The 25,977-nt window shown below is 35.3% G+C and carries 29 protein-coding genes; 24 read left to right on the top strand and 5 right to left on the bottom strand.

Annotation, left to right across the window (positions count from 1 at the left end; all coding sequences use genetic code 11):
• Positions 1-13: 13 nt before the first annotated feature.
• Complete coding sequence (locus tag CIB95_RS05495; RefSeq protein ID WP_094922959.1) at positions 14-1,348, bottom strand: AAA family ATPase; 1,335 nt, start codon at positions 1,346-1,348, stop codon at positions 14-16.
• A 186-nt stretch (positions 1,349-1,534) separates the two neighbouring features.
• On the opposite strand from CIB95_RS05495, the gene CIB95_RS05490 reads away from it, so the two are divergent.
• The 19 genes from CIB95_RS05490 to CIB95_RS05400 all read left to right on the top strand — a co-directional run bounded on the left by CIB95_RS05490 (position 1,535) and on the right by CIB95_RS05400 (position 19,168).
• On the top strand, positions 1,535-2,122 hold the full coding sequence (locus CIB95_RS05490) for a YczE/YyaS/YitT family protein (RefSeq protein ID WP_094923439.1): 588 nt from the start codon (positions 1,535-1,537) through the stop codon (positions 2,120-2,122).
• Positions 2,106-2,525 (top strand): cysteine metabolism transcriptional regulator CymR, encoded by a 420-nt coding sequence (gene cymR / locus CIB95_RS05485; protein WP_094922958.1) that lies wholly within the window; start codon positions 2,106-2,108, stop codon positions 2,523-2,525. Before CIB95_RS05490 ends, cymR begins: the two co-directional genes overlap by 17 nt.
• A gap of 24 nt (positions 2,526-2,549) precedes the next feature.
• A complete protein-coding gene (locus CIB95_RS05480) occupies positions 2,550-3,695 on the top strand; it encodes a cysteine desulfurase family protein (RefSeq protein WP_094923436.1) in 1,146 nt (381 codons plus the stop codon).
• A 24-nt stretch (positions 3,696-3,719) separates the two neighbouring features.
• Positions 3,720-4,844: a tRNA 2-thiouridine(34) synthase MnmA gene (gene mnmA / locus CIB95_RS05475; RefSeq protein ID WP_094922955.1), complete on the top strand. Its 1,125-nt coding sequence runs from the start codon at positions 3,720-3,722 to the stop codon at positions 4,842-4,844.
• Between the two features lie 105 nt (positions 4,845-4,949).
• The gene (locus CIB95_RS05470) at positions 4,950-5,618 is read left to right on the top strand and encodes a tetratricopeptide repeat protein (protein ID WP_094922953.1); all 669 of its coding nucleotides are present in this window, start codon (positions 4,950-4,952) and stop codon (positions 5,616-5,618) included.
• 22 nt (positions 5,619-5,640) lie between these two features.
• The gene (gene recD2 / locus CIB95_RS05465) at positions 5,641-7,917 is read left to right on the top strand and encodes an SF1B family DNA helicase RecD2 (RefSeq protein WP_094922952.1); all 2,277 of its coding nucleotides are present in this window, start codon (positions 5,641-5,643) and stop codon (positions 7,915-7,917) included.
• A 49-nt stretch (positions 7,918-7,966) separates the two neighbouring features.
• Entirely contained in the window at positions 7,967-8,437 is a 471-nt protein-coding gene (locus CIB95_RS05460) for a PRC-barrel domain-containing protein (RefSeq protein ID WP_094922950.1), read from the top strand.
• Positions 8,438-8,456: 19 nt separating this feature from the next.
• Positions 8,457-8,645 (top strand): hypothetical protein, encoded by a 189-nt coding sequence (locus CIB95_RS05455; protein ID WP_094922949.1) that lies wholly within the window; start codon positions 8,457-8,459, stop codon positions 8,643-8,645.
• Positions 8,646-8,665: 20 nt separating this feature from the next.
• Positions 8,666-8,803 (top strand): YrzQ family protein, encoded by a 138-nt coding sequence (locus tag CIB95_RS05450; protein ID WP_094922947.1) that lies wholly within the window; start codon positions 8,666-8,668, stop codon positions 8,801-8,803.
• Positions 8,804-8,870: 67 nt separating this feature from the next.
• Positions 8,871-9,935 carry an AI-2E family transporter gene (locus CIB95_RS05445; RefSeq protein ID WP_094922946.1) on the top strand — a complete coding sequence of 355 codons (1,065 nt, stop codon included), beginning with the start codon at positions 8,871-8,873 and terminating at the stop codon, positions 9,933-9,935.
• A 337-nt stretch (positions 9,936-10,272) separates the two neighbouring features.
• Entirely contained in the window at positions 10,273-12,906 is a 2,634-nt protein-coding gene (alaS, locus tag CIB95_RS05440) for an alanine--tRNA ligase (protein WP_094922945.1), read from the top strand.
• Between the two features lie 73 nt (positions 12,907-12,979).
• Positions 12,980-13,243 carry an IreB family regulatory phosphoprotein gene (locus CIB95_RS05435; RefSeq protein WP_094922943.1) on the top strand — a complete coding sequence of 88 codons (264 nt, stop codon included), beginning with the start codon at positions 12,980-12,982 and terminating at the stop codon, positions 13,241-13,243.
• Between the two features lies 1 nt (position 13,244).
• Positions 13,245-13,658, top strand: a complete 414-nt coding sequence (ruvX, locus tag CIB95_RS05430) for a Holliday junction resolvase RuvX (protein ID WP_094922940.1) — start codon at positions 13,245-13,247, stop codon at positions 13,656-13,658.
• 17 nt (positions 13,659-13,675) lie between these two features.
• Positions 13,676-13,975, top strand: a complete 300-nt coding sequence (locus tag CIB95_RS05425; RefSeq protein WP_332893032.1) for a DUF1292 domain-containing protein — start codon at positions 13,676-13,678, stop codon at positions 13,973-13,975.
• A gap of 178 nt (positions 13,976-14,153) precedes the next feature.
• Positions 14,154-15,293, top strand: coding sequence for an endolytic transglycosylase MltG (gene mltG / locus CIB95_RS05420; protein WP_158217566.1), 1,140 nt, complete (start codon positions 14,154-14,156; stop codon positions 15,291-15,293).
• An 84-nt stretch (positions 15,294-15,377) separates the two neighbouring features.
• Positions 15,378-16,019 carry an O-methyltransferase gene (locus CIB95_RS05415; RefSeq protein ID WP_332893029.1) on the top strand — a complete coding sequence of 214 codons (642 nt, stop codon included), beginning with the start codon at positions 15,378-15,380 and terminating at the stop codon, positions 16,017-16,019.
• Positions 16,020-16,095: 76 nt separating this feature from the next.
• On the top strand, positions 16,096-16,731 hold the full coding sequence (gene udk, locus CIB95_RS05410; protein WP_094922932.1) for a uridine kinase: 636 nt from the start codon (positions 16,096-16,098) through the stop codon (positions 16,729-16,731).
• Positions 16,732-16,813: 82 nt separating this feature from the next.
• On the top strand, positions 16,814-17,290 hold the full coding sequence (gene greA / locus CIB95_RS05405; RefSeq protein ID WP_094922930.1) for a transcription elongation factor GreA: 477 nt from the start codon (positions 16,814-16,816) through the stop codon (positions 17,288-17,290).
• 102 nt (positions 17,291-17,392) lie between these two features.
• Positions 17,393-19,168 carry a peptidoglycan D,D-transpeptidase FtsI family protein gene (locus CIB95_RS05400; RefSeq protein WP_233143929.1) on the top strand — a complete coding sequence of 592 codons (1,776 nt, stop codon included), beginning with the start codon at positions 17,393-17,395 and terminating at the stop codon, positions 19,166-19,168.
• Here CIB95_RS05400 and CIB95_RS05395 read toward each other — a convergent pair.
• Positions 19,165-19,380, bottom strand: a complete 216-nt coding sequence (locus CIB95_RS05395) for a KTSC domain-containing protein (protein WP_094922928.1) — start codon at positions 19,378-19,380, stop codon at positions 19,165-19,167. The genes CIB95_RS05400 and CIB95_RS05395 overlap by 4 nt on opposite strands.
• Positions 19,381-19,522: 142 nt before the next feature.
• Between CIB95_RS05395 and CIB95_RS05390 the strand changes: the two genes are divergently transcribed.
• The gene (locus tag CIB95_RS05390) at positions 19,523-20,158 is read left to right on the top strand and encodes a YrrS family protein (protein ID WP_094922925.1); all 636 of its coding nucleotides are present in this window, start codon (positions 19,523-19,525) and stop codon (positions 20,156-20,158) included.
• Between the two features lie 24 nt (positions 20,159-20,182).
• On the opposite strand, the gene CIB95_RS05385 is transcribed toward CIB95_RS05390, so the two are convergent.
• Positions 20,183-20,389: a DUF2536 family protein gene (locus CIB95_RS05385; RefSeq protein ID WP_094922923.1), complete on the bottom strand. Its 207-nt coding sequence runs from the start codon at positions 20,387-20,389 to the stop codon at positions 20,183-20,185.
• A gap of 122 nt (positions 20,390-20,511) precedes the next feature.
• On the opposite strand from CIB95_RS05385, the gene mtnN reads away from it, so the two are divergent.
• From mtnN to CIB95_RS05365, 4 genes are all read left to right on the top strand, one after another.
• Positions 20,512-21,210 carry a 5'-methylthioadenosine/S-adenosylhomocysteine nucleosidase gene (mtnN, locus tag CIB95_RS05380; protein WP_094922920.1) on the top strand — a complete coding sequence of 233 codons (699 nt, stop codon included), beginning with the start codon at positions 20,512-20,514 and terminating at the stop codon, positions 21,208-21,210.
• Between the two features lie 108 nt (positions 21,211-21,318).
• Complete coding sequence (locus CIB95_RS05375; protein ID WP_233143919.1) at positions 21,319-21,558, top strand: YrhC family protein; 240 nt, start codon at positions 21,319-21,321, stop codon at positions 21,556-21,558.
• A gap of 138 nt (positions 21,559-21,696) precedes the next feature.
• On the top strand, positions 21,697-22,830 hold the full coding sequence (locus CIB95_RS05370; protein WP_094922918.1) for a bifunctional cystathionine gamma-lyase/homocysteine desulfhydrase: 1,134 nt from the start codon (positions 21,697-21,699) through the stop codon (positions 22,828-22,830).
• Positions 22,831-22,988: 158 nt separating this feature from the next.
• A complete protein-coding gene (locus tag CIB95_RS05365) occupies positions 22,989-23,582 on the top strand; it encodes a polysaccharide deacetylase family protein (protein WP_233143918.1) in 594 nt (197 codons plus the stop codon).
• A 66-nt stretch (positions 23,583-23,648) separates the two neighbouring features.
• Here CIB95_RS05365 and CIB95_RS05360 read toward each other — a convergent pair whose 3' ends face one another.
• Both CIB95_RS05360 and CIB95_RS05355 read right to left on the bottom strand, forming a co-directional pair.
• Positions 23,649-24,089 (bottom strand): cell wall hydrolase, encoded by a 441-nt coding sequence (locus CIB95_RS05360; RefSeq protein ID WP_094922916.1) that lies wholly within the window; start codon positions 24,087-24,089, stop codon positions 23,649-23,651.
• A 114-nt stretch (positions 24,090-24,203) separates the two neighbouring features.
• Entirely contained in the window at positions 24,204-25,580 is a 1,377-nt protein-coding gene (locus tag CIB95_RS05355) for an MATE family efflux transporter (protein ID WP_233143916.1), read from the bottom strand.
• Positions 25,581-25,977: the final 397 nt, after the last annotated feature.

The following is a 25,977-nucleotide window of genomic DNA, read 5'->3' as shown; positions in this document are numbered from 1 at the left end:
TAAAATACGTTGATCATTTGTTTTCATTTGGCTCATTTTTAAAGAATTGTAATCTTTTCTTTATATTTTTTTCAAAGCCACGTTCCGTAGGAGTGTAAAAGGATTTATGTTGCAAATGGTCTGGTAAGTATTGCTGTTTTACAAAACCATTTTCATAATCATGAGGGTATTTATATCCTTTACCATTGTTCAATTCTTTTGCACCTTTATAATGTGTATCTCTTAAATGAAGCGGAATCTCACCCATTCGTTCATTTTCCACAATTTTAAATGCTTTGTTAATCCCTTCATAAACGGCGTTGCTTTTTGGCGCAGTTGCTATATATACAGTTGCTTCTGCTAGAGGAATTCTAGCTTCAGGCATACCAATGAATGTAACAGCATGTGTTGCAGCTTGGGCGATTAATAAAGCATTAGGGTCAGCCATCCCGACATCCTCTGCAGCATGAACCATTAATCTTCGACAAATAAAGGTTGGATCTTCACCTGCATAAAGCATTTTCGCTAAATAGTAAAGGGCGGCATCTGGATCAGATCCTCTTATGCTTTTAATGAACGCAGAAACCGTATCGTAATGGTTATCGCCATTTTTATCATAGTTTATTACTCTTTTTTGAATGGACTCTTCCGCAATTGCTAGAGTAATATTTATGACATTGTTTTCATCTTTCTCTGTTGATATTACTGCTAACTCTAAAGCATTTAGAGCTGTCCTGGCGTCTCCGTTCGAGATATTGACTAAATGTTTCATGGCCTCGTTTTCAATAGAAATGCTTTGCTTGCCAAATCCTCTTACTTTATCTGTTAATGCTCGTTGTAAGACTTCTTCAATATCATTATCATCTAAATGCTGAAACTGAAATAATCTTGACCTAGATAAAAGTGCTCGATTTATTTCAAACATAGGACTTTCAGTTGTCGCTCCAATTAACACTACGGTTCCATCTTCAACAAAAGGTAATAGTGCATCTTGTTGTGCTTTATTAAAACGATGAATTTCATCAATAAATAAGATCGTTCGTTTCTCTTCAAATTTCGCGCGTTCTTTGGCACGTTCCATAATGCCGCGAATATCACTCATTCCAGCAGTAACTGCGTTTAATTGTTCATAAATTGCATCAGTTGAGCGAGCGATGATTTTTGCTAACGTCGTTTTCCCTGTTCCTGGAGGGCCGAAAAATATCATTGGTGTTAATTGGTCTGCTTCAATTGCACGGCGAAGCAATGTGCCTTTACCGACTATATGTTTTTGACCGTAAAATTCGTCTAGTGACTTTGGTCTCATGCGATTTGCTAAAGGACCTCTTTTTTCCTTGTTTTCATTATTAACAACGTCGAATAAATCCATTGTAAGCTTCCTTTCTGAACGAGACTGTATGAATGCATGATTAGTATTATCATGCTATAATAGCAAAGACTGAAACGACTTTTCAGCTTGAAAGGACTCTACCCTTTCACTTTTTTTATGGAGATGTGAACTTTGAAAAATAAAACAGAATTAATCATTAGATGGTCTATATTTATTATTGGCTTAATGACATTAGCATTAGGCGTTACATTAACGATCAAAGCAAAACGATTAGGAATTGGACCATGGGATGTGTTTCACTATGGCTTATTTAAACAGTTAGGTTTAACAATCGGTACTTGGTCCATTATTGCTGGTTTTGTGGTACTTGGGATTAGTTATCTCTTAAATAGAAAGTTACCGCAACTTGGAACAGTTGCAAATATGGTTTTAATTGGTCTCTTTATTGATTTCTTTTATTTTTTATTACCAGCACCTACTCATATTGTATCGCAAGTCATTGTGTTTTTAACAGGAATCATCATTTTAGCTTATGGAATTGGACTGTACATAGCTGCAAATGTTGGAGCTGGACCACGTGATAGTTTGATGTTAGCCATTTGTGAAAAAACAAATTGGTCCGTGTCAATTGTTCGTGGTGGGATGGAAATCACTGTGCTAATTCTCGGTTGGTTATTAGACGGTCCTGTTGGCTTTGGCACAGTGTTAATTGCATTAAGCTTAGGTCCAATTGTAGAAATATCTTTACGACAAAGTAAACAACTCGTAAATTTCATAGTAAAAAGAGGTGAAGTAAATGAAAATCTCAACTAAAGGAAGATACGGATTAACGATAATGATTGCTTTAGCTAAGAAAAATACAGATAGTCCGACTCCACTTAAAGTAATCGCACAAGAAAATGATTTATCAGAACATTATTTAGAGCAGTTAGTAGCACCACTTCGAAATGCAAGATTAGTGAAAAGTATACGAGGAGCATATGGTGGGTATATTTTAGCCAAACCATCAAATGAAATTACTGCTGGTGACATTATCCGTGTATTAGAAGGTCCAATTAGTCCTGTCGAAGTGATGGATGATGAAGAGCCGGCGAAAAGAAAGCTTTGGCTACGTATTCGTGATGCAGTTAAGGATGTATTAGATAATACTACTTTAGAGGATTTAGCAAATGATACAAATGATGGTGAACAAGAACCATACATGTTCTATATTTAAACTAAACAAGAGGTGAACATGGAAATGGAAAGAATTTATGTAGATCATGCAGCAACTTCTCCGACACATCCATTAGTTATTGAAAAGATGATACCATATATGAATCAAGCTTTTGGAAATCCCTCAAGTATCCATCATTTCGGCAGAGAAACGAGAAGAGTTGTTGATGAAGCAAGAAGCTATATAGCTAAAAGTATTAATGCACACCCACATGACATTACTTTTACAAGTGGTGGTACAGAAGGTGACAATCTAGCGATCATTGGTGCCGCTAAATCCAACAGTCATAAAGGTAAGCATATTGTAACAACTGAAATTGAACATCATGCTGTTTTAAATAGTTGTAAACACTTAGAAAGCCTCGGGTTTTCTGTCACGTACTTGCCAGTGGATGAAACAGGCAGAGTTTCGGTGACAGACCTTGAACATGCACTAACAGATGAAACTATCTTAGTATCAATCATGTATGCAAACAATGAAGTTGGTACAGTGCAACCTATCAAAGAAATTGGACAACTATTAAAAGAGCACGATATTCTTTTTCACACAGATGCTGTTCAAGCATATGGCATGATTGCTATAGATGTGGAAGACTTACAAGTCGATTTATTATCAATTTCTGGTCACAAAATTAATGGACCAAAAGGAATTGGATTTTTATATAGTCGTCCTCGCGTCTCTTTTACGCCACATTTTTTTGGTGGCGAACAAGAAAGAAAGCGTCGGGCAGGAACTGAAGATGTCCCTGCTATTGCCGGGCTCAAAGAAGCTGTAAAGCTAATAAGTGAGAATAAAGAAGAAAAAGTAAGAACATATAAACAATATCGTGATATGATGATTGCTATTTTTGATCGTGAGGAAATAGAATATCATATTAATGGTCATCAAGAGTATTCATTACCAAATATCATTAATGTTAGCTTCCCAGGCACAACAGCAGAATCTTTATTAATGAATTTTGATTTAGCTGGAATTGCAGCTTCAAGTGGATCAGCATGTACTGCTGGTGCTTTAAAACCTTCGCATGTATTAACAGCAATGTATGGGGAAAATGATGAGCGAGTAATGGCAGCGATTCGTTTTAGCTTTGGATTAGGAAATACAGAAAAACAAATAGCAACAGTTGCAACGAAAGTAGCGCAAATTGTTAAGCGAATTACAGCAGTATAAAAATAAAAGAATGGAGGGGTTTGCATGACTAAACCTAAAACTAAATCGCCTGAGCAAACCCGTGTCATTGTTGGGATGTCTGGTGGCGTAGATTCCTCAGTAACAGCATATTTGTTAAAGCAACAAGGGTATGATGTGGTAGGAATTTTTATGAAAAACTGGGATGACACAGATGAAAATGGAGTATGTACAGCAGACCTTGATTACGAAGATGTTAGAAAAGTTTGTGATCAAATTGGGATACCATATTTTGCTGTTAACTTTGAAAAGCAATATTGGGAAAAAGTATTCACCTACTTTTTAGATGAATATAAAGCTGGTAGAACGCCAAATCCTGATGTTATGTGTAATAAAGAAATTAAGTTTAAAGCATTTTTAGACCATGCCTTAACATTAGGTGCCGATTATGTGGCAACAGGGCACTATGCTCGTGTAGTGTTTGAAGATGGCGAGTATAAAATGTTACGTGGCGTTGATGAAAATAAAGATCAAACGTACTTTTTAAACCAATTAGGACAAGAGCAACTTTCCAAAACAATGTTTCCTTTAGGAGAAATTCCGAAACCAGAAGTTAGAAAAATTGCAGATGAAGCAGGATTGGCTACGGCTAAAAAGAAAGACAGTACTGGTATATGCTTTATCGGTGAACGTAATTTCAAGGAATTTTTAAGCAGTTATTTACCTGCGCAAAAAGGTGAAATGCAAACATTTGACGGAAAAGTAATGGGCAAGCACGATGGTCTCATGTATTATACAATTGGACAACGTCATGGACTTGGAATCGGCGGGTCAGGTGAACCTTGGTTTGTTGCTGGAAAAGACTTACAAAGAAATGTTTTATATGTTGTACAAGGCTTTCATAATGAAAAGTTATATTCCGAAAAATTGACAGCAACACATGTAAGCTGGGTCAGTGATAAGGGTCCTACAGAATCATTTACTTGTACTGCTAAGTTCCGCTACCGTCAAGCTGATACAGAAGTTACAGTTAATCCGCTCGATGAAAATAATGTAGAAGTAATCTTTGCAGAAAAAGTAAGAGCAATTGCACCAGGTCAAGCTGTCGTTTTTTATAATGGAGACGAATGCCTTGGTGGGGCGACAATTGATAAAGCTTATAAAGATGGTAAGGAATTAACGTATTTATAATAAAAAAGTGAAGAGAAATCGACTCATGTGAGTTGATTTTTCTTTTTTACGCAAAGTTTTACAGAGATGGTATACTAAAAAAAACGCAACGAGGAGCGAGTAATGATGACAGATTATAATCATTTAGGAATTCAATATATGCAAGAGGGAAAGTATGAGGAAGCGGCAAATGCCTTTAATTCAGCAATTGAAGAAAATAAAGAAGATCCAATTCCATACATTAATTTTGGGAACTTATTAAGCGCAGTAGGCGAGTTAGACAAAGCAGTTAACTTTTATCACAAAGCTATTGGCCTTGATGAAAAAGCAGCAACAGCATACTTCGGCTTAGGTAATACATTATACAATCTTAACAAATTTAAAGAAGCGATTGTCGCTTATAAAAAAGCGATCGAAAATGATTTAAAGGAAGCAGATATTTACTTCATGTTAGGGATGGCAAATTTGCAAGATGACAATGTTAGACATGCCCTTCCGAATTTTCAACATGCGCTAGAGTTAAATGAAGATGACAATGAAGCTCGTTTTCAGTATGCAATGTGCCTGGCACATTTAGAGCAAGTTGACGAAGCAATTCCAGTATTTCAAAAAGTAGTACAAATTGAGGAAAACCATGCTGATGCCTATTATAACTTAGGAGTTGCTTATGCATTCAAAGATGATCTAGAAATGGCATTAGCTTCTTTTGAAAAAGCAATTGATATTCAACCAGACCATTTGCTTGCTGGTAATGGTAAAAAGATGGTAGAGGAAATGAAGAACAAACAACATTAAAAATGGGGATGGAGTGTTCAAAATGGTGGAGCATAACAATGAGAATGAAAGAAGCTTTATTAAAGGGACACTTCGTGCGCTTATTTATCACAATGAAGAAAATTTATTTACAATCGCCAAAATAAACATAAAGGAAACGAACGAAGGTATTTCAGAAAAAGAAATAGTCGTAACAGGTTCGTTTCCAATTTTAACTGAAACGGACCTTTATATTTTTTATGGTGCCATTAATAATCATGAAAAATACGGAGTGCAATATCAAGTAACGGATGCAAAGAAAGAATTACCAGATACGAAAGAAGGAATCGTGCAATATTTATCTAGTGATTTGTTTTCTGGTGTTGGTAAAAAAACAGCAGAAATGATTGTTGAAAAATTTGGAACAAACGCAATTCAAAAAATTATGGCTACACCTAGTTTGCTGGAAGAAATTCCTCGTTTGTCGGAACAAAAAGCAAAAGAGTTCGTGGAAAAACTTCACGAACATCAAGGTTTCGAACAAATCATGGAAGTCTTAACGCCTTATGGCATTGGACCGAGTATTGCAATGAAAATTTTCCAAAAGTACAAAATGGAAGCGCTCGATATTATTAATACTAACCCGTATGCGCTAATTCATGATATTGAAGGGATTGGCTTTAAACGTGCCGATGACATCGCGAAAAATATGGGAATTCCCCCACATCACCCACAACGAATTCAAGCAGGGTGCTTATTTATTGTACAAGAAGCTTCAAAACAACAAGGGCATGTTTACATAACGTTAGAACAACAAATCATTGCTGCTCGGCAACTTCTCTCAGCACAAGTAAATAAAATTGAAGAAAGTGATATTGCCCGGGAGATAATAGCTTTAGGAGAAGAAAAAAAGCTAATTGTTGCTAAAGATAAAGTTTATTTACCTAGCCTTTACTATGCAGAAACGCAACTGACAGATAAAATTGTTGAATTAGCTAGCAATAATGATTTATTTCACCATTTTGCGAAGGATGATTTTTATAAAGCACTTGGTGAATTAGAAGAGCGGATTAATGTGCAATATGCAAAATCGCAAGTGGAAGCCATACAGCAAGCATTGCAGTCACCATTTCTCCTATTAACGGGTGGGCCTGGTACTGGTAAAACTACGGTTATAAAAGGAATTATCGAGCTTTATTCTGAACTTCATGGTGTTTCCTTAGACATTGCCGATTACAAAAAAGGAGAGCCTTTTCCAATAGTACTCGTTGCACCTACTGGAAGAGCAGCTAAACGAATGAATGAATCGACAGGAATACCTGCTGTTACCATTCATCGTTTGTTAGGTTGGAAGGGTGATCAGTTTGAGAAGGATGAGCAAAATAAGATTGAAGGTAAATTACTAATTGTTGATGAAGTTTCGATGGTCGATCTACCACTAGCGAATCATCTTTTTAAATCATTGCCGGATGACATTCAAGTTGTTTTAGTAGGTGATGAAGATCAACTTCCTTCGGTAGGTCCAGGGCAAGTTTTGGCAGATTTACTTCGTTCAAAAGTATTGCCAACTGTTACGTTAAAGGACATCTATCGTCAAGAAGAGGGGAGTTCAATAATTGAACTGGCTCATGAAATTAAAGACGGTGCGATAACCTCGCTTGAATCACAGAAAAAAGATCGCAGCTTTTTTCCATGTGGACAACACCAAGTGATAGATGTTATCGAGAAAGTGTGTTTAAATGCCATTAATAAAGGATACTCAGCAAGAGATATCCAAATATTAGCTCCTATCTATCGCGGTGATGCAGGAATTGATTATTTAAATGAACGATTGCAAGCACTTTTTAATCCACCAGCAGAAAAAAGGCGTGAATTAAAAGCGGGAACAAGAGTATTTCGTACTGGAGATAAAGTACTACAACTTGTAAACAACCCTGAACAGCAAGTGTTTAATGGGGATATTGGTGAAATCACTTCAATATTTTTTGCAAAAGAAAATACAGAAAAAGAAGACCAAGTTGTCGTTGATTATGATGGAAAAGAAGTTGTCTATCCACGAAAAGAATTACAACAAATCATGCTCGCCTATTGTTGTTCCATCCATAAATCTCAAGGGAGCGAATTTCCGATTGTTATTTTACCAATGATCTCTGGTTACCACCGGATGCTCCAACGCAATTTATTGTATACAGCAATAACGAGAAGTAAGGATTTTTTAATTCTTTGTGGTGAACGTCACGCTTTTGCCAAAGCAGTAAGCGATAATAACAAAGGGAAACGACAAACGATGCTTGCTCAAAATATTCAAGAGCAGATTGGAAAAATTAGTCCAACATCATAATTGAAAAATAGCAGAAACTATAAATGTTCGGGAAGGTGGGGATAAGTCTTTGCGAACATTTTCACTTTTAAAAGAGATACCTGTTTTTCAATTAAATGATGGAAAAGCAATTGGTTCTGTAAAAGATCTTTGCTTAAATAATGAGGGCACAATTAAAGGGTTAGTCATTAATCGAAAAGGCTGGTTTTCAAAACAAGCGATGGTTCCAATCGATCTTGTACAGGCTTTTGGAAATGATGGTGTAATGATAGAAAGTGAAGACTGCTTGCAATGTCATAATAAAAAAGCACACTCTTTCATGCACCCTCATCGCGGGATATATGGGAAACCTTTATTATCAGCCGAAGGTGAAAAACTTGGGCTAATTGAAGATGTATATTTTAATGAAGAGTTGGGCACAATTCTAGGGTATGAAGTGACGGAAGGATTTTTTGCAGATTTGAAAGAAGGACGAAAGGTAGTCAAAACTGATAAACCGCTCGTCTATGGCAAGGATGTTTTATTCGTCCACATGAAATAGCTTAGAGGAGGCCCTTTCGATGTTGTGCCCGAATTGTAATAGTAAAGATCTAGGGAAAATAGGAGTTAACCAATATTATTGTTGGGGATGTTTTATTGAATTATCAGTGAATGAAAATAAGTTTTCTTTACACCAAGTCGAAGAAGACGGCTCATTAAGTTCACTTGATGATTTATTTGAAGAGGAAGATATGACATTCGAAATGTAACATCATAGGTGGTGAACATCATGAGAAAATCAATGACTTCTTTAATAGCATTCGGATTAGGAGCAGTAGCGTCAAACATGGCAAAAGGCCGTGGGAATATGATGAAGACAAGAACGATGAAAAAACTGCGTAAAAAAATGATGCGCGGAATGTTTTAATAGTAAAGCCCGCTGAAAAGCGGGCTTCTTTTTACATAGAAAAGGAAAGTGGGGGGGTTATGCGTAAATGACGAGAGAACGGTTAATAAACCATTTATTAAAAATAACAAACGTACTCTTACTTTTAATTTGCATTTACGTTTTTTTAAAGTTAGCACCACTTTGGAAACCTGTACTTTCTATCGCAGTCACAGTGCTAACACCTTTCTTCATTGCAGCGTTAATTACATATTTACTTCACCCAATAGTTGAAAAGTTGCGGAAGCACGGTCTGCCTAGACCACTATCTATCATAATAATTTACAGCATATTTTTTGGTGGAACAGGCTATGCATTATTTAAAGGTATACCGTATGTAACAGGACAATTAAAAGATTTGAATGACAATATACCAACTTTTGTTGAAACGTATCGTTCTTTTATTACAAATATTAATCATTCAACTGACCAACTACCAGATGCACTCCATGAAAGAATTCATGTACGTCTACAAGGGACAGAAGCTTATTTAGATACAGTCATCAATACGGTCATCAATAGTGTGAAGGGAATATTTAATTCTTTAATTATTATTGCAATCATCCCATTCGTAGTATTTTATTTACTAAAAGACTATCCGTTAGTAGAAAAGGTGTTTTGGTATTTTTCACCTCGGAAATATCGGAGAAGTTTAAAAAGATTATTGCGTGACATTAACCATTCTCTCGGTAGTTACATTAGGGGTCAATTAATAGTTTGTTTACTCATTGGTATTTTAGCAACAATCTCATTATGGCTTGCTGGCATTTCCTACCCAGTACTACTAGGAATAATTATCGGACTTACAAATATTATTCCTTACTTTGGACCTATTTTAGGAGCTATTCCAGCAGTTATTATTGCCTTCACCGTTTCAATAAAGTCTGTAATAATTGTTATCGTAATTATTTTTGGCTTGCAATTTGTAGAAGGTAATTTACTTTCTCCATTAATAGTCGGAAAAAGCTTACACATGCATCCTATTTTAATTATCTTTGCTTTATTATTAGGTGGTGAAATTGCAGGAATTATTGGCTTAATTTTAGCCGTTCCATTTCTTGCAGTTGCAAAAGTTATCGTACTCCACACTTTCGCTCATTATCAGAAACATTGACAAATGTGATTTGCTTTGTCTATAATATCGGCATATGAACTAAATTATTGTGGAAATTGATGAAGGACCCAGTATGTTAAAGCCCATTTTCGTGCTAAATAGCACATTAGAGAGGAATTTCCTAGGCTGAAAGAAATTCTAAATGAAGGTTAACAGAAAGCTAATCCTGAATGCAGGAAAAACCCTGCCGGCTAAACACCGTTACATGTTACTTAAGTGATGAACAAACGATTGTTGTTTGTAATCAGGGTGGTACCGCGTGAGTTATCTCTCGTCCCTGCTTTTAGGGATGGGAGTTTTTTTATTTTTTTTTACATAATTGAAGGAGGAAAAAGGTATGAAAAACTTAACTTCTGCTCAAATTAGACAGATGTTTTTAGACTTTTTTAAAGAAAAAGGCCACTCGGTTGAGCCTTCAGCTTCATTAGTTCCTTTCGAGGATCCAACATTATTATGGATTAATAGTGGAGTAGCAACATTAAAGAAATATTTTGATGGACGAGTTGTTCCTGAAAACCCTAGAATCTGTAATGCACAAAAATCTATTCGAACTAATGATATTGAAAATGTTGGAAAAACTGCACGTCACCATACGTTTTTCGAAATGTTAGGGAACTTTTCGATTGGTGATTATTTTAAAGAAGAATCAATTATATGGGCTTGGGAATTTCTAACGGATGAAAAATGGATTGGCTTTGATCCAGAAAAGCTATCTGTGACGATTCACCCTGAAGATGATGAAGCATTTGAATTATGGAATACTAAAGTTGGTTTACCGAAAGAGCGCATTATTCGTTTAGAAGAAAACTTCTGGGATATTGGAGAAGGTCCTAGTGGACCGAACACGGAAATTTTCTATGATCGAGGTGAAGCTTTTGGAAATGACCCGAACGACCCTGAGCTTTTCCCTGGTGGCGAAAATGAGCGCTATTTAGAAATTTGGAACCTAGTGTTTTCACAATTTAACCATAATCCAGATGGTAGCTATACACCACTTCCGAAAAAGAATATTGATACTGGGATGGGTCTTGAGCGAATGGCGTGTGTCATTCAAGATGCGCCAACAAACTTTGAAACAGACCTTTTCATGCCAATTATTAAACAGGTAGAAAAGCTTTCTGGTGTTACTTATGAGATGCACTCTGACAACACAATGCCGTTTAAAGTAATCGCAGACCATATCCGTACAGTTACGTTTGCAGTTGGTGATGGTGCTCTTCCTTCAAATGAAGGCCGTGGCTATGTATTACGTCGTTTATTACGCCGTGCAGTTCGCTTTGCAAAGCAACTAGGAATTGAACGTCCGTTTATGTATGAACTAGTTCCTTTAGTAGGAGATATTATGGTAGCGTTCTATCCTGAAGTGAAAGAAAAACAAGAATTTATTCAAAAGGTTGTTAAAACAGAAGAAGAACGTTTCCATGAAACATTAAATGATGGGGAAGCAATCTTTGCTGAATTAAAAAAGAAAGCACTAGAAGACGGCTCGAAAACAATTTCTGGGAAAGATGCATTCCGCCTTTATGATACGTATGGTTTCCCATATGAGTTAACAGAGGAATATGCTGAAGAAGCAGGCTTGTCAGTTGACCGTGCTGGCTTTGAAGCAGAAATGGAAAGCCAAAGGGAACGCGCACGCTCAGCACGTCAAGATGTTGACTCGATGCAAGTACAAAGCGGTGTTCTTGGTGATGTACATGTTGAAAGTAGCTTCGTTGGATACGAGACAGCTTCTCTAAAAACGAAAGTTGTTGCCCTTTTACAAAACAATGAATATGTTGATGTAGTAAATGCTGGGGAAGAAGGACAAATTATTTTAAGTGAAACACCTTTTTATGCTGAGAGTGGTGGGCAAGTAGCTGACCAAGGAACAATTGAAGGGGAAGGCTTTAAAGCACAAGTTGTCAGTGTGAAAAAGGCTCCAAATGGTCAACATTTGCACTCTGTAAAAGTTATCGAGGGTAAGCTGTTAAAAGATGATGCTGTTACAGCGGAAATTAATAAAGAAAAGCGTAACGACATCGTGAAAAATCATACAGCTACACATTTACTGCACCAAGCATTAAAAGATGTTCTAGGGACACATGTTAATCAAGCAGGTTCGTTAGTATCCCCTGATCGTTTACGATTCGACTTTTCACACTTTGGTCAAGTTACAGCTGAAGAGATGGAAAAAATCGAGCAAATCGTAAATGAAAAAATTTGGGCGAATATCACTGTTGAAATAGCTAACAAATCATTGCAAGAAGCAAAAGCAATGGGAGCGATGGCTTTATTCGGTGAAAAGTATGGCGAAGAAGTTCGCGTTGTCCAAGTAGCTGATTATAGCTTAGAGCTTTGTGGAGGCTGTCACGTTTCAAACACTTCGGAAATTGGCTTATTCAAAATAGTTTCTGAATCTGGAATTGGAGCAGGAACACGCCGAATCGAAGCAGTAACTGGAAGAAATGCATATGAAGAAATGAATGGACAAATTACGCTTTTAAAAGAAGCTGCTAGCCACTTAAAAACAAATATGAAAGAAGTACCTTCAAAAATTGAAGCATTGCAACAACAAATGAAGCAAATACAACGAGAAAATGAATCCTTGCATGCTAAATTAAGCAATGCTGAAGCAGGTCAATTAATCAATGAAGTGCAAACAATAAATGGAGTTTCTGTTCTTGCAAAACAAGTTGATGCAAGTGATATGAACTCTATAAGAACAATGGTTGATGAATTGAAACAAAAACTAGCTCCGGCAGTAGTTGTTTTAGCTGCAGTGAATGGTGCGAAAGTTAATATCGTCTCAGGCGTTTCAAGTGACTTAACAAAAGAAGGATATCACGCAGGTAATATTGTGAAAGAAGTTGCTACCCGTTGCGGCGGTGGAGGTGGCGGTCGCCCTGACATGGCACAAGCTGGTGGGAAAAATCCAGAACAAGTAAATGACGCTTTAAATTATGTCATTGAATATGTAAAAAACGTTTAATTTTTATCTTTGCAGGGAAATAGTGTACAATAGAGGAATATATAGGTACGTCAGCAAATTGCGAGGTGAAAATATGAATTTCAGTGATAAAACAATGAAATTTAACATTCATGATGAACAACAAACAAGCGGGAAAGAAGTTTTATTGTCTGTCCATGATGCACTACAGGAAAAAGGCTATAATCCAATTAACCAAATTGTTGGCTATTTGTTATCAGGTGACCCAGCATACATTCCTCGTCACAATGATGCGCGAACGTTAATTAGAAAAATCGAACGTGATGAATTAATTGAGGAATTGGTGAAATCCTATATAGAGAAGCATAAAGAGGACTAGTATGAGAATTTTAGGTTTAGATGTTGGAACGAAGACAATTGGAGTAGCTATTAGTGATGAAATGGGCTGGACAGCACAAGGGATTGAAACAATTAAATTTCAAGACCAACCGACAAAAAAAAGTTATGCCAGGCTAAGAGAAATCATTGAGCAGTACAACGTTGAGAAAATAATTGTTGGACTTCCAAAAAACATGAATGGGACAATTGGGGAACGCGGTGAGGCTTGTAAGGAATTTGCCGAAAAGATTAAGACCAAGTACCAATTACCTGTTCAACTGTGGGATGAGCGTTTATCAACTGTGTCAGCAGAAAAAATGCTTATTTCAGCAGATGTAAGTAGAAAGAAGCGCAAGAAAGTCATTGATAAAATGGCTGCTGTAGTTATTTTGCAAAATTACTTAGATAGCATATAAAAAAATGAGGTGTCATAATGACTGAAGAATTAGATCGTATTTATATTACATTACCAGATGAAAACGACAACGAAACAACATTTAGAGAACTTTTTAAGTTCGACGTAGATGATACAGGAAGAACTTATATTGTTCTTGAAGAAGTGAAAGATGAAGATGCAGAAGACGACGCTGACAACGATGTTGATTTAGTTGATGTTGTGGCTTTCCGCTATGAAGAGCAAGGCGAAGAATTTATCCTAACTGATATCGAAACAGATGAAGAGTGGGAAATTGTTGAAGAAATGCTAAACACTGTTGCAGATGAAGAGATGTAATTTGTGAATAAAAAGAGGTTGAGAATTTTTTCTCAACCTCTTTTTTTTATTTCACAATAATAAAACATCCAGCTTTAAAAGAATCATTACCAATAATTAATGCAAGATAATCTATGAAAATAGTATGTATATCTCCCTTTCCTATAGTATAATAGAAAAGTTGAAAGGGGAGAATCTTATGGTTACACCTAATCCAAATAGTGAACAACAAGTTATTATAGAGCGCAATCATGAAGCTAAAATAGTCCGTCGTGTAGTTATGATATTTTTACTAATATTCACTTTTACATCGGTAGGTGTAGTTTATGGTGCATACTCTTATATAAAAGGATCATTAGAACCGCTTAATCCAGAAAGTGAATCTACTATAGCAGTTTCTATTCCAATTGGATCATCATCTACTGCAATTGCAAGAATTTTAGAAGAAAATGAATTAATAAAAGATGCTAGAATTTTTAAATTTTATGTTAAATTTAAGAATGAGTCTGGATTTCAGGCTGGTGAATATGCATTATCACAATCCATGAATTTACAAGAAATAATTGATATATTGAAAACTGGGAAAGTCATTCGAGAAGTTAAGTTCCGTTTAACGATACCAGAAGGTCTTTCAATTCCTAAATTCGCTAAAGATGTAGCCTCAAAAACGGATTATACCGAAGAAGAAATTTTAGAGAAGCTACATGATGCGGAATATCTCTTATCTTTAATTGAAAAATATGAAGTGCTAGATGATGGTATTTTACATCCAAATATTATCTCGCCGTTAGAAGGATATTTACACCCCTTAACTTATGATTTTTATGTAGAGAATCCTACTATTGAAGATATTATTGAAAAAATGTTAGTGAAAACAGATCAAATTTATGCAATGTATAAACCAACCTTAGAAGAGAAAGGCTTATCTTTCCATGATGTTTTAACTTTAGCGTCTATTATTGAAAGAGAGTCTCGTCTAGAAGATGATCGATATAAAGTTTCAAGTGTATTCCATAATCGAATTAAAATTGGAATGGCATTACAATCGGACGTAACAATTATGTATGTTGACGATAGTATTGGGACGATTCCAACTTTTGAAGATACGTTAATTGATTCGCCGTATAATACGTACAAATATCCAGGAATACCAGTAGGCCCAATTGCTAACCCAAGTATTACAGCAATTGATGCTGCAATTAATCCATTCGATATGGAAGACTTATTCTTCTATGCCCGTCCAAACGGAGAAGTTCTTTATAGTGAAACGTATGCTGAGCACTTAAAAGTAAAAGAAACATATGAACATGAGTGGCACGAATTAGATAATGAAGAATAATAAATGATTGTGGGAAGGCGATATGTACTCGCTTTCCCTATTTCTTTATGGTAAAATATATCGGGTTAAAGGAGCGTGTCTAACGTGATCGTTCATCCAAAAATAGAAAAATACTTAGAAAACTTAGTGCAAGATCGCACTGGTTTGTTAGAAGAAATGGAGCACTATGCAAAAGAAAATAATGTACCTATCATGGACATCGTTGGTATGGAAGCATTATTACAATTCTTACGTCTAAAGCAGCCTAAAACAATCTTAGAAATCGGAGCAGCAATTGGTTATTCAGCCATACGCATGGCACTAACGCTTCCACAAGTTACAATTGTGACGATTGAAAGAGATGAAAAACGCTATTCAGACGCTGTTTCTTTTATAAAAAAAGCGGACCTTGAAGAGAGGATCCAAGTCATTTTTGGCGATGCACTTGATGTTTTAGAAGATGTAAAAGAAAAATATTCTTTTGATGCAATATTTATAGATGCTGCCAAAGGGCAATATCAAAAGTTTTTTACTACGTCACAACAATGTTTAAACGAAAACGGAATGATTATTTCAGATAATGTATTATTTCGTGGGTTAGTTGCTTCCATTGAAGATGCTGAGAAACGCCATAAAAACATGGTGAAAAAAATTGATGCTTATAACGAAGAAATTATGAACGACCCACAATTTGATACGATGATATTACCTATCGGAGATGGAATTGCGATTAGCTTAAAAAAATAGAAAATGACTGCATGAACATACTTCTTTACGTACATCCTAGAAAAATATGTCACCGTTTTGAGGAAGGAGTAACAAAATGGGGAATAAACCTATAGTTATTGGAGTAGCCGGAGGTACCGGTTCAGGGAAAACAACTGTTGCAAAAGAAATTTATAACGAATTTGCAAATCAATCAATCCTTATGATTGAACAAGATGCATATTATAAAGACCAATCAGATATACCAATGGAAGAAAGATTAAAAACGAATTATGATCATCCGTTAGCATTCGATAACGATTTATTAATCCAACATATCGAATCTTTATTAAATTATGAATCAATTGACAAACCTGTTTATGATTATGCAGCTCACACTCGTTCTTCCGAAGTAAATCATTTAGAGCCGAAAGATGTTATTATTTTAGAGGGTATTTTAGTTTTAGAGGACGAGCGTCTACGTAACTTAATGGACATTAAACTTTTCGTCGATACCGATGCCGACATTAGAATTATTCGCCGTATGGTTCGTGATATTAGTGAACGAGGTAGAACAATTGAATCAGTAATTGATCAATATACTTCAGTCGTAAGGCCAATGCACTTGCAATTTATAGAGCCTACAAAACGCTATGCCGACATAATTATACCTGAAGGTGGACAAAATAGAGTGGCAATTGATTTAATGGTTACGAAAATTAAAACTATTCTTGAACATAAAGCCATATTATAATAGCATTATATAAGTAATAATATTTCTTCATTTTTCCATCTTACATATTTATGGTTCGATTAATTGACAAGGAGTGACTACAATGGCTGAAGAAAAACAGCATTATATGACCGAGGCAGGAAAGCAAAAGCTTCAAGATGAACTAGAGGTACTAAAAACAGAAAAACGTAAAGAAGTAGTTGAACGAATTAAGATCGCGAGAAGCTTTGGAGATCTTTCGGAAAACTCTGAGTATGATTCAGCAAAAGAAGAGCAAGCATTCGTTGAGTCTCGTATTCAACAGTTGGAAAAAATGATTCGTAACGCTGTAATTATTGAAGACGACAAATCTAACCCAGATGTCGTATCAATTGGAAAATCAGTTACTTTTGTTGAACTTCCAGACGGAGATAAAGAAACGTATACAATCGTTGGTAGTGCAGAAGCTGATCCATTTGAAGGAAAAATCTCAAATGATTCTCCGATGGGAAAAAGCCTTCTTGGTAAAGGGATTAATCAAGAAGTAACAGTTCAAACTCCAGGTGGAGAAATTAAAGTTAAAATTGTAGAAGTAAAATAATTCAAAGAGCAGATGATTCTGCTCTTTTTTCATTTTTATCGCTTTTAGCTAAGCCGGTATTTTGATTAAAACTAACAGGAAAAGGTGAAAATGGAAAATGAGGTGATTTTCTTGCAAATAAAGAAAAGGGCATTTCTCTTCGTTACTGTTTTCATTCTTTTATTTTTAACAGCAATTGCAAGATTAGCATACATTCAACTAATTGCTACTAAGAACTTTGAAGGTCGCCATATTAATCTAATTGAGGAAAGTGTCAATCAACGAACACAATCTTATCTATTAGATTATGGGAGAGGGCGATTTGTTGACCGGAACAATAAGAAACTTACACATGAACAATACCCTGTATTAATTTTATTTCCATTTTTAAAACAACTCAATTGGCCAGTCGATAAAATAGCAGCCATTATTGGAATAGACAAGGAAATCATACTTAACCAATTAGCAGAAGAAAAGACCCCGTTTGCTTTAAGAAATGATGGACCGATCCCATTAACGGAAAAGCAAATGGAGCAAATTAATGCTTTGCAAATACCTGGTGTTTATGTTCAATATAAGCACTTTACAATAACAGATCATGTTGCTCAGCCGTTAATTGGAGTTATTGGTGAAGATCCAAATGAAATTGTAAGGCTCTATAAAGAAAAAGTAACAAGCGGATTATTAGCAAGGAATACGGAAATAGGCAAAACAGGCCTACAGAAGGCCTTTGATCCATTTGTAATAACAGAAGGCCCTTCCAAACTTTTATACCACGTAGATGGTAGAGGAGGGCCTTTATTTGGCATGAACGTTAAATATGTAGCACCTGCTAATCCATTTTATCCAATTACTGTACAAACGTCGTTAAATAAGGATATTCAAATTGCTGCTGAAAAGATAGTTGACCAACATGGAATAACTAATGGTGGTCTTGTTTTACTTGATGTTGAAACTAGTGATTTAATTGCAATGGTTAGTAGGCCAATTGATTTAAAAGATCCATTTGGCCGAGGGAAGAATGAAATGCTTTCGCTACAAATACCCGGGTCAACATTTAAAATAGTCGTAGCTGCTGCTGCTATTGAAAAAAACATGATTGAAAGAGGCCGGATATTCGATTGCAGTAAAAATGTGCGAGGTGATGGGCTTGCACCATATGATTTTGGCAAGCTTACATTTAAAGATAGTTTTGCTCGTAGTTGTAATTACACGTTTGCAACATTGGCAAAAGAAATGGCGAAAATCGATGAGAATATTTTACATGAATATGCAGAAAAATTAGGGTTAGTAAGTAGGGTAAGTTGGCAAGGGAGAGTGTTTCATTACGACAATTTCTCGCATTTACCAATCGAAGAAGAGCAGGTAGGAAGAGTTTGGCTTGATAAGATGGATAAGAAGGATGAAAATTACATTTCACAAACAGCAATTGGACAACAAGATGTCCGAGTAACACCGCTAGCACTTGCAAATATGATGGCGACAATTGCACGTGGCGGAATAAAAAAGCAAGTAAGAACGGCTAAAAAAATTATGTACAAAGATGGCAGTACATTAGTTTCGTTCGCAAATGATGAGTTAGATGATAACAAAATAGCACCTTTTACAGCATTAAAGTTAAAAGAATTACTAGAACATGTCGTCGATTACGAATTAGGGACAGGAAGAACTTTTCGTAACCTTCCTTATAAAGTAGCAGGCAAATCTGGTACAGCACAAATAACGACTGAGATAACGAATAAAAACCACCATTGGTTTGCCGGATATTTCCCTGCAGAAAAACCCAAATATGCCTTAGTAGTTGTAAATCTTGAAAAAGATAAAGATAAAAAAGCTTTTCACGTATTTAAAGACTTACTAAAATATATTCATAGCTACGAACAATCTCACGAGCATTAGTTAAGTACTTTAGAATTAATTTTGTCATAAAAGAATTGTTCTTTTTGGGGTGCAATTATAAATTCAAAAATCGTTTCTTCACTTATATTTGTGAACTTTTTTTCTTCACCTGAGAAAAATTTCACGATAAGTGTTTTGGTAGTTTTGTCATATCCGATCGTATCAAATTGCTTTAAATTCCATAGAACACGATTAAAAGTAGTGAATTTCATTATAATCCTCCCAGAAAATAGTCCTTGATGTTAAATAGACGTATATAAATGACAATAGTTACAGTTTCTATAAAAAATTTAGAAAATTTGTATTACTACTAAACCAACATAGTATAATGGTAGAGTAAGGGGGACTATATCTATGCGAATGAATAGAATTCACGAAAGAAAAAAGAGAATTAAAAAATCTATTATGTCAGTCACTTTATACGTTGGACTTATCATTGGGGCATGTATCTTAGGAATAAGCATTGTCCATTTCTTTTTTAATCCATCGGTACAGCCAGTCGTTTCAGAAGAAAATAATACAAATACGAATGATCAAGTAAATGATGAAGAAAATAAAACCGATTCCAATTCTGGTAAAGAACAAAATGAAGACACCAATAGTGCTGCTAGTGATGGAGCTAACAATTCTAATGGAGAAAATAGCAATGACGATAATAGCAGTAACGGAAGCGGAAACTGGGAACCTGTAGGGACAACTCAAGAAGAGCCACATCAAACACAATATGATGAGAATTCAGTTGATTGGGAAGAGATGAAGTTAGCACTTAGTGTTGCAATTAATGTTGATAAAAGTAACATGTCATTATGGTGGATTGGTAATGATGGTGCCCCAGACAAATCTTTTGGTATTGTGTCAAAACGTGGATCGAATGAATATAAGAAAGTAACGATTGAATGGGTAACGGAAAAAGGTTGGAAACCGACTTCAGAAAGAAATCTAACACAAGAAGAATATGAAAAATATGTTGAACCATATCTTACTAACTAAAAAAAGTGAGTGCATCAATTGCACTCACTTTTTCCCTTTAAAATGGACGACAGCTGAGTAGTATAGTTTCCCATTTTCCAATGGCGAAACTTGATGAGAAATATGATGCACCTCTAGTAATAATGCACGATTTTGATCAATTTTTTCATTAACGAGATATTCCAATTTTTGCAATGTTGCCGCCTCAAAAAATTCTACTTTATCTTCAATTCGTTCTAAGCTTAGTGACATCATGAGCATCCTTTCAAAATATATTCTATTTCTACTATACTAATTGGCTAGATTTTTGAAAAGTTGTTATTATAGATATTAGTTTCAACAAAATGAAAATTCCATTAAGGAGCTGTACATACATGAAAATTGCAATTATTGGAGCAATGGAAGAAGAAGTAGAACTATTAAAGCAAAAATTAAATGGAGCTACCGTATACGAAAAAGCTGGATGTGAATTTACAACAGGGGAAATGGCAGGACACGAAATTGTACTTTTAAAATCAGGCATTGGTAAAGTTAATGCTGCTGTTGGGACAACCTTATTAATTGATGGTCATCAACCAGATGTTGTCATTAATACTGGTTCTGCTGGTGGATTTCATCATTCTCTAAATGTTGGTGATATCGTCATTTCTACTGAAGTACGTTACCATGATGTCGATGCAACAACTTTCGGTTATGAATACGGTCAAGTACCAAGAATGCCGGCATTTTATAAGCCAGATGAAAAGTTAGTCGCAACTGCAGAAAAAAGTGCAGAACTGTTAGATGGGTTGCAAGTTGTCAAAGGGTTAATTACTTCAAGCGATTCCTTCATGGATTCGGCGGAACGTGTCCAATTCGTTAAAGATACTTTCCCGAACGTATATGCAGCTGAAATGGAGGCAGGGGGAATTGCTCAAGTTTGTTATCAATTTAACGTCCCTTTTGTCATTATCCGCTCCTTATCTGATATTGCAGGAAAAGATGATGATTCACGCAACACATATGAGCAGTTTTTAGAGAAAGCATCTGTTAACTCAGCTAATTTAGTCATTAATATTGTAAACTCCCTTTAATACTTTTTGTTTTACCAATTCTTATTAGTATTGGATACATTTTAATAAAGCCTTTCCAGTCAATTTTTGTTACATTTGATGTATAGATTTTGGAAAGGTGGGGACAAAGTGGAGCAGATTAATATGAAAGAATATTATGCGAAAATGAATGACTTTTCTCGGTTCGGTATTGTTTTGCTGGCTCTAAGTGGTTTCCTCTTTTTAGGGTTGTTAATTCCTTATGAAGGAAAAGAAGCATCACATGCACCATATTTAATTGCTGCGAATTTTACTTTTATTTTTACTTCAGCATTCTTTTTCCAAAAAGCAATGAAAATAAAAAAGCAAATAGATGAACTAAATTCATAATAAGCAAAATGTGCCTAACGGTATGTTTTGCTTTTTTTCATAATAAAAATAAATATATTGACGACTATAATTCAAAAATTACTAAGTAGAAGGGATAATGTGTAGTGTTGACGAATTTCAATTGAAGGAGGGATTTTCTTGCGAAAAAAGACTAAGTTAATTCATGGTGGCATAACTGGAGATGAAGCAACAGGTGCGGTAAGCGTACCAATTTATCAAGTTAGTACATATAAACAAGAGGCAGTTGGTAAGCATAAAGGATATGAATATTCACGAACAGGAAATCCAACTAGACATGCATTAGAAGAAGTTATTAAAGATCTAGAAAACGGAGAGGCGGGATTTGCATTTTCCTCTGGTATGGCAGCAATTTCCTCGGTGATGATGTTACTATCTGCAGGAGACCATATTATTTTAACAGATGACGTCTACGGTGGTTCATACCGTTTAATGAATAAGGTGTTAAACCGTTTCGGTTTAGAAGCTACATTTGTTGATACGAGTAATCTATCAGAAGTAAAAAATGCAGTGAAAGCTAATACGAAAATGATATATATTGAAACACCGACAAATCCCCTTTTAAAAATAACCGACATACAAGAGATAGCAACATTAGCAAAAGAGAAAAACTTACTAACTGTTGTAGATAATACGTTTAGTACACCTTATTGGCAAACACCAATTGACTTAGGTGCAGACATTGTTATTCATAGTGCGACAAAGTATATTGGTGGTCATAGTGACGTTGTCGCAGGGCTCGCTGTAGTAAAAACGATCGAGTTAGCCAATGGACTACATTTCGTACAAAACTCAGTAGGCGGTACAATAGGACCACAGGATGCATGGCTGCTAATGAGAGGGATAAAAACCCTTGGAATAAGAATGGAAGAAATCGAAGAAAATACAAAAAAACTGGTTTCCTTTCTAAAAGCTCACGATAAAGTAACTAAGATTTATTATCCAGGCTTACCTTCACATAAGGGACATGATATTCACCTAGAACAAGCTTCAGGATTCGGTGGAATGATTTCCTTTGATGTTGGAAGTGGAGAGCTAGCGGAAAAAGTTTTGAAAAAAGTAAAATACTTTACCCTTGCAGAAAGTCTAGGAGCAGTTGAAAGCCTTATTTCATTACCCGCTAAAATGACACATGCATCTATTCCAGCTGAGCGAAGAGCGGAACTTGGGATTACTGATGGACTCATTCGAATCTCTGTCGGATTGGAAGATGTAGATGATTTAATTGAAGATTTACAACAGGCATTAGAATAGTAGAAAGACTTCCAAATGGAAGTCTTTTATTTTTACTTAATCAGTTATCACCTTTAAAATAGAGGTATATAGTAGTAGAGAAGATTTGTTGGCAGATCAATAAAGAGAGAAGGGTTCTTATGAGAAGTAATTGTCCTTGAATTGTAACTGATGAGATCGTGTACGATCATGTAGATGAAAATATATTAACAAGAAACTTAACAGCTACCAATCCTTCTGTAACGTTAACATTTGATGATGGTCCAAGTAGGCTTATCTTACCGATTCTTAATGTGTTAAAAGAAAAGGAAGTACAGGCTGTATTTTTCTGGCAAAGTCGTTTAAGTCATCATAAACGTCCATGGGATAGAATGAGTGAGGATGGGCATCAAATTGGCTCCCATTCACAGAATCATCCTAACTTCGCAAAACTAAGTTATATAAAGCAGCTTGAACAAATGAAATATAGTAAAGAAAAACTGGAGAAATTATCAGGAAATAAGATAAAATATTTTCGCCCACCATTTGGCCAATTTAACGATGACACAATAAAAATAGCTAAGCAGTTAAACATTGAAATAGTAATGTGGCGAATAGCTTCTATGGACTGGCAAAAAGGTATTACAGCTGAATCACTAATAAAAAATGTAACGGACAACTTGGAAGATGGAGCTATCATTTTATTACATGAGTTACCTGTCACGTTGGAAGCATTACCAAAATTAATTGATGCGATAAGAGAAAAAGGATATTACTTCTCAAAGCTTCCATAATTAGATTTCTTAAAACCGAAACATATTCCTACCTAACAAAAAAATCCCCACAAAAAGTGGGGGATTTTAATACCTATATGCGCCTTCACATGTGTTAGCCTTTGGCTCGTAATAGCAATGTTGCTTAAATTGACCTGCAAATGGTTGATCATACCAAGTAGGAGGGCAAGCAGCATACGGATTAAAGTACCATAGTGCGTATTTTGACGGGTGTTCTCTCCAATAATTTAACGTTTGCTTAGCTAACCTTTTTTCTACATTTCTCGCTCTATTATAAAAAACGTTCCCTTTTTGTACAGCTTCAAAAGAGTAATTACCACCTTGAACTTGGAAAATTACTTGTCTTATAGATTTTAATCCTTCAAAATCGCCACAATTAGCCTTCAGTCGATTTACAATGACGTTACCAACCATTAGCATTCCTAGTTTTCCTTCACCCTCGGCTTCTGCCCTCATCATCCTTGCCATTAAAGCGATATCACTATCTGTATATTTAACTCTTGTCATTTTTATCACCTCAAAATAATTGTATGAAAAAAGCCAATAAAAATGCTTTATCAAGTAAACTTAAGTAAAATAGGGAAAAAAATACCCTCATAAAAATTATTGAGGGTAGAAAAGTTACTTCTCGAGTAAAACATCTGGCTTATTCGTAAATGATTTATTTTCCCAAACTCTTGAGCGCCAGCGAATGAGCATAATAATACCTCGAAACCATTCATCTATAATAAATGCAATCCAAATACCTACTAAGCCATATCCGAAATAAATTCCGAGCACGTATGCAATAGGAACACTCAGTCCCCACATCGAGGCAATCCCCATGTACACAGGAAACTTAACATCCCCAGCTGCACGTAACGAATTTATAACTACGAGGTTAAAAGCTCGTCCAGGTTCAAGAATAATGGTAAGAAAAATTAACGATTTACCTACTGTAATAATATCTTCATTTGAAGTGAATATTCGAAACAATGGTTCAGCAAAGGTGTAAAAAATAGCACCCATGCTAAATGAAATGATGATTGCTAGCTTTAAACTTTTAATACATCTCGTATAAGCTTCATCAAACTTCTTAGCACCTGCTAAATGTCCAATTAATATTTGAGTTCCTTGGCCAATCGCTACTGCAAACAATAAAATAAATAACATTAAATTTTGTGTATACACTTTCGTTGTCAGTGCTATCGTACCAAGTGAGGCAATATAGAAAGTAATTACCATTTGTGACGTATTATATGATAATTGCTCTCCAGCTGATGGAATACCAATTTTTAATAAATTACGTATATGATGCATTGGGAAAGAGAAAAGAACTTTTAATGACAATGATCCTTTTACTCGTTTTTGTAAGATAATTAGGACGACGATAAACCCTAACAAACGACTTATCACTGTTGAAATTGCAACCCCATCAACGCCTAAAACTGGTAAACCAAAGGGACCAAAAATAAATATATAGTTTCCTATTACATTTAAAATGTTCATTCCTATCGTCACGTACATCGTGTCTTTCGTAAATCCATGACTTCGAACAATTGCTGATGCAGTCATTAAGAGTGCTTGAATAAATGCAACCCCACCAACAATTTTCATATAGGATAGAGCTTCAGGCATTAATTCCTCAGGTATGCCCATAGCTACTAAAATCTGTTCACTAAATATAAATAAAGCAAGACTTAAAAGAGCACCAAAGATGAAGTTAACTGAAAGTGAAGTTGTTGATACTTCATTTGCTTGTTTTTCGTCGTCGGCTCCTAAGTATTGAGCAACAATGATTGCAGTTCCGGTTGCAATAAAGCCAAACATGACAATAACAACGGAAATAATTTGGTTAGAAACGCCAACGGCAGCAACTGATTTGTCTGAGTACTGGCTTAGCATTAATGTATCGGCATTACCCATCAACATATGTAAAAGAAATTCTATAAATATTGGCCAAGTAAGCGCAAATAACGTTAATTTTTTCTTGGTGTTTTTAGAAGATTTGCTTGGCAAAGTAACACTCCTTAACTGTGTAAATCTTTTTTTCAATATTCCTAGTTTACTTCTTTTGTAAAATATTGAAAAGAAAAAAGTTTCGTATGTCGAAAAATATTTTTTTCGAAACAAAAAAGAATTAAAGCAAGTCTAAAGAAAGAATAATGAAAACGATGTTTGAGGTGGTTGTTTCAAAAAATACTAATAGTAGTTATGTGTATCTTTTTATTTAGCACTGGATGCAATTTTACTGAGGAAAATAATACGCCCGAACAAATGCCAGATGACTTTCATTTTTCTTTACTCTACGGTATAAGTAATAAAAATGAAAATGAAATAAATACATTTGGAAAGAAGAAATGAACATTATTATGCTTATAATGCGAGAAATTAATATTTCTAGTGATAAATGGCT

The sequence above is a fragment of the Lottiidibacillus patelloidae genome, from assembly GCF_002262935.1.
Lineage (GTDB): Bacteria > Bacillota > Bacilli > Bacillales > SA5d-4 > Lottiidibacillus > Lottiidibacillus patelloidae.
This window is presented reverse-complemented; position numbering and strand designations above follow the sequence as displayed.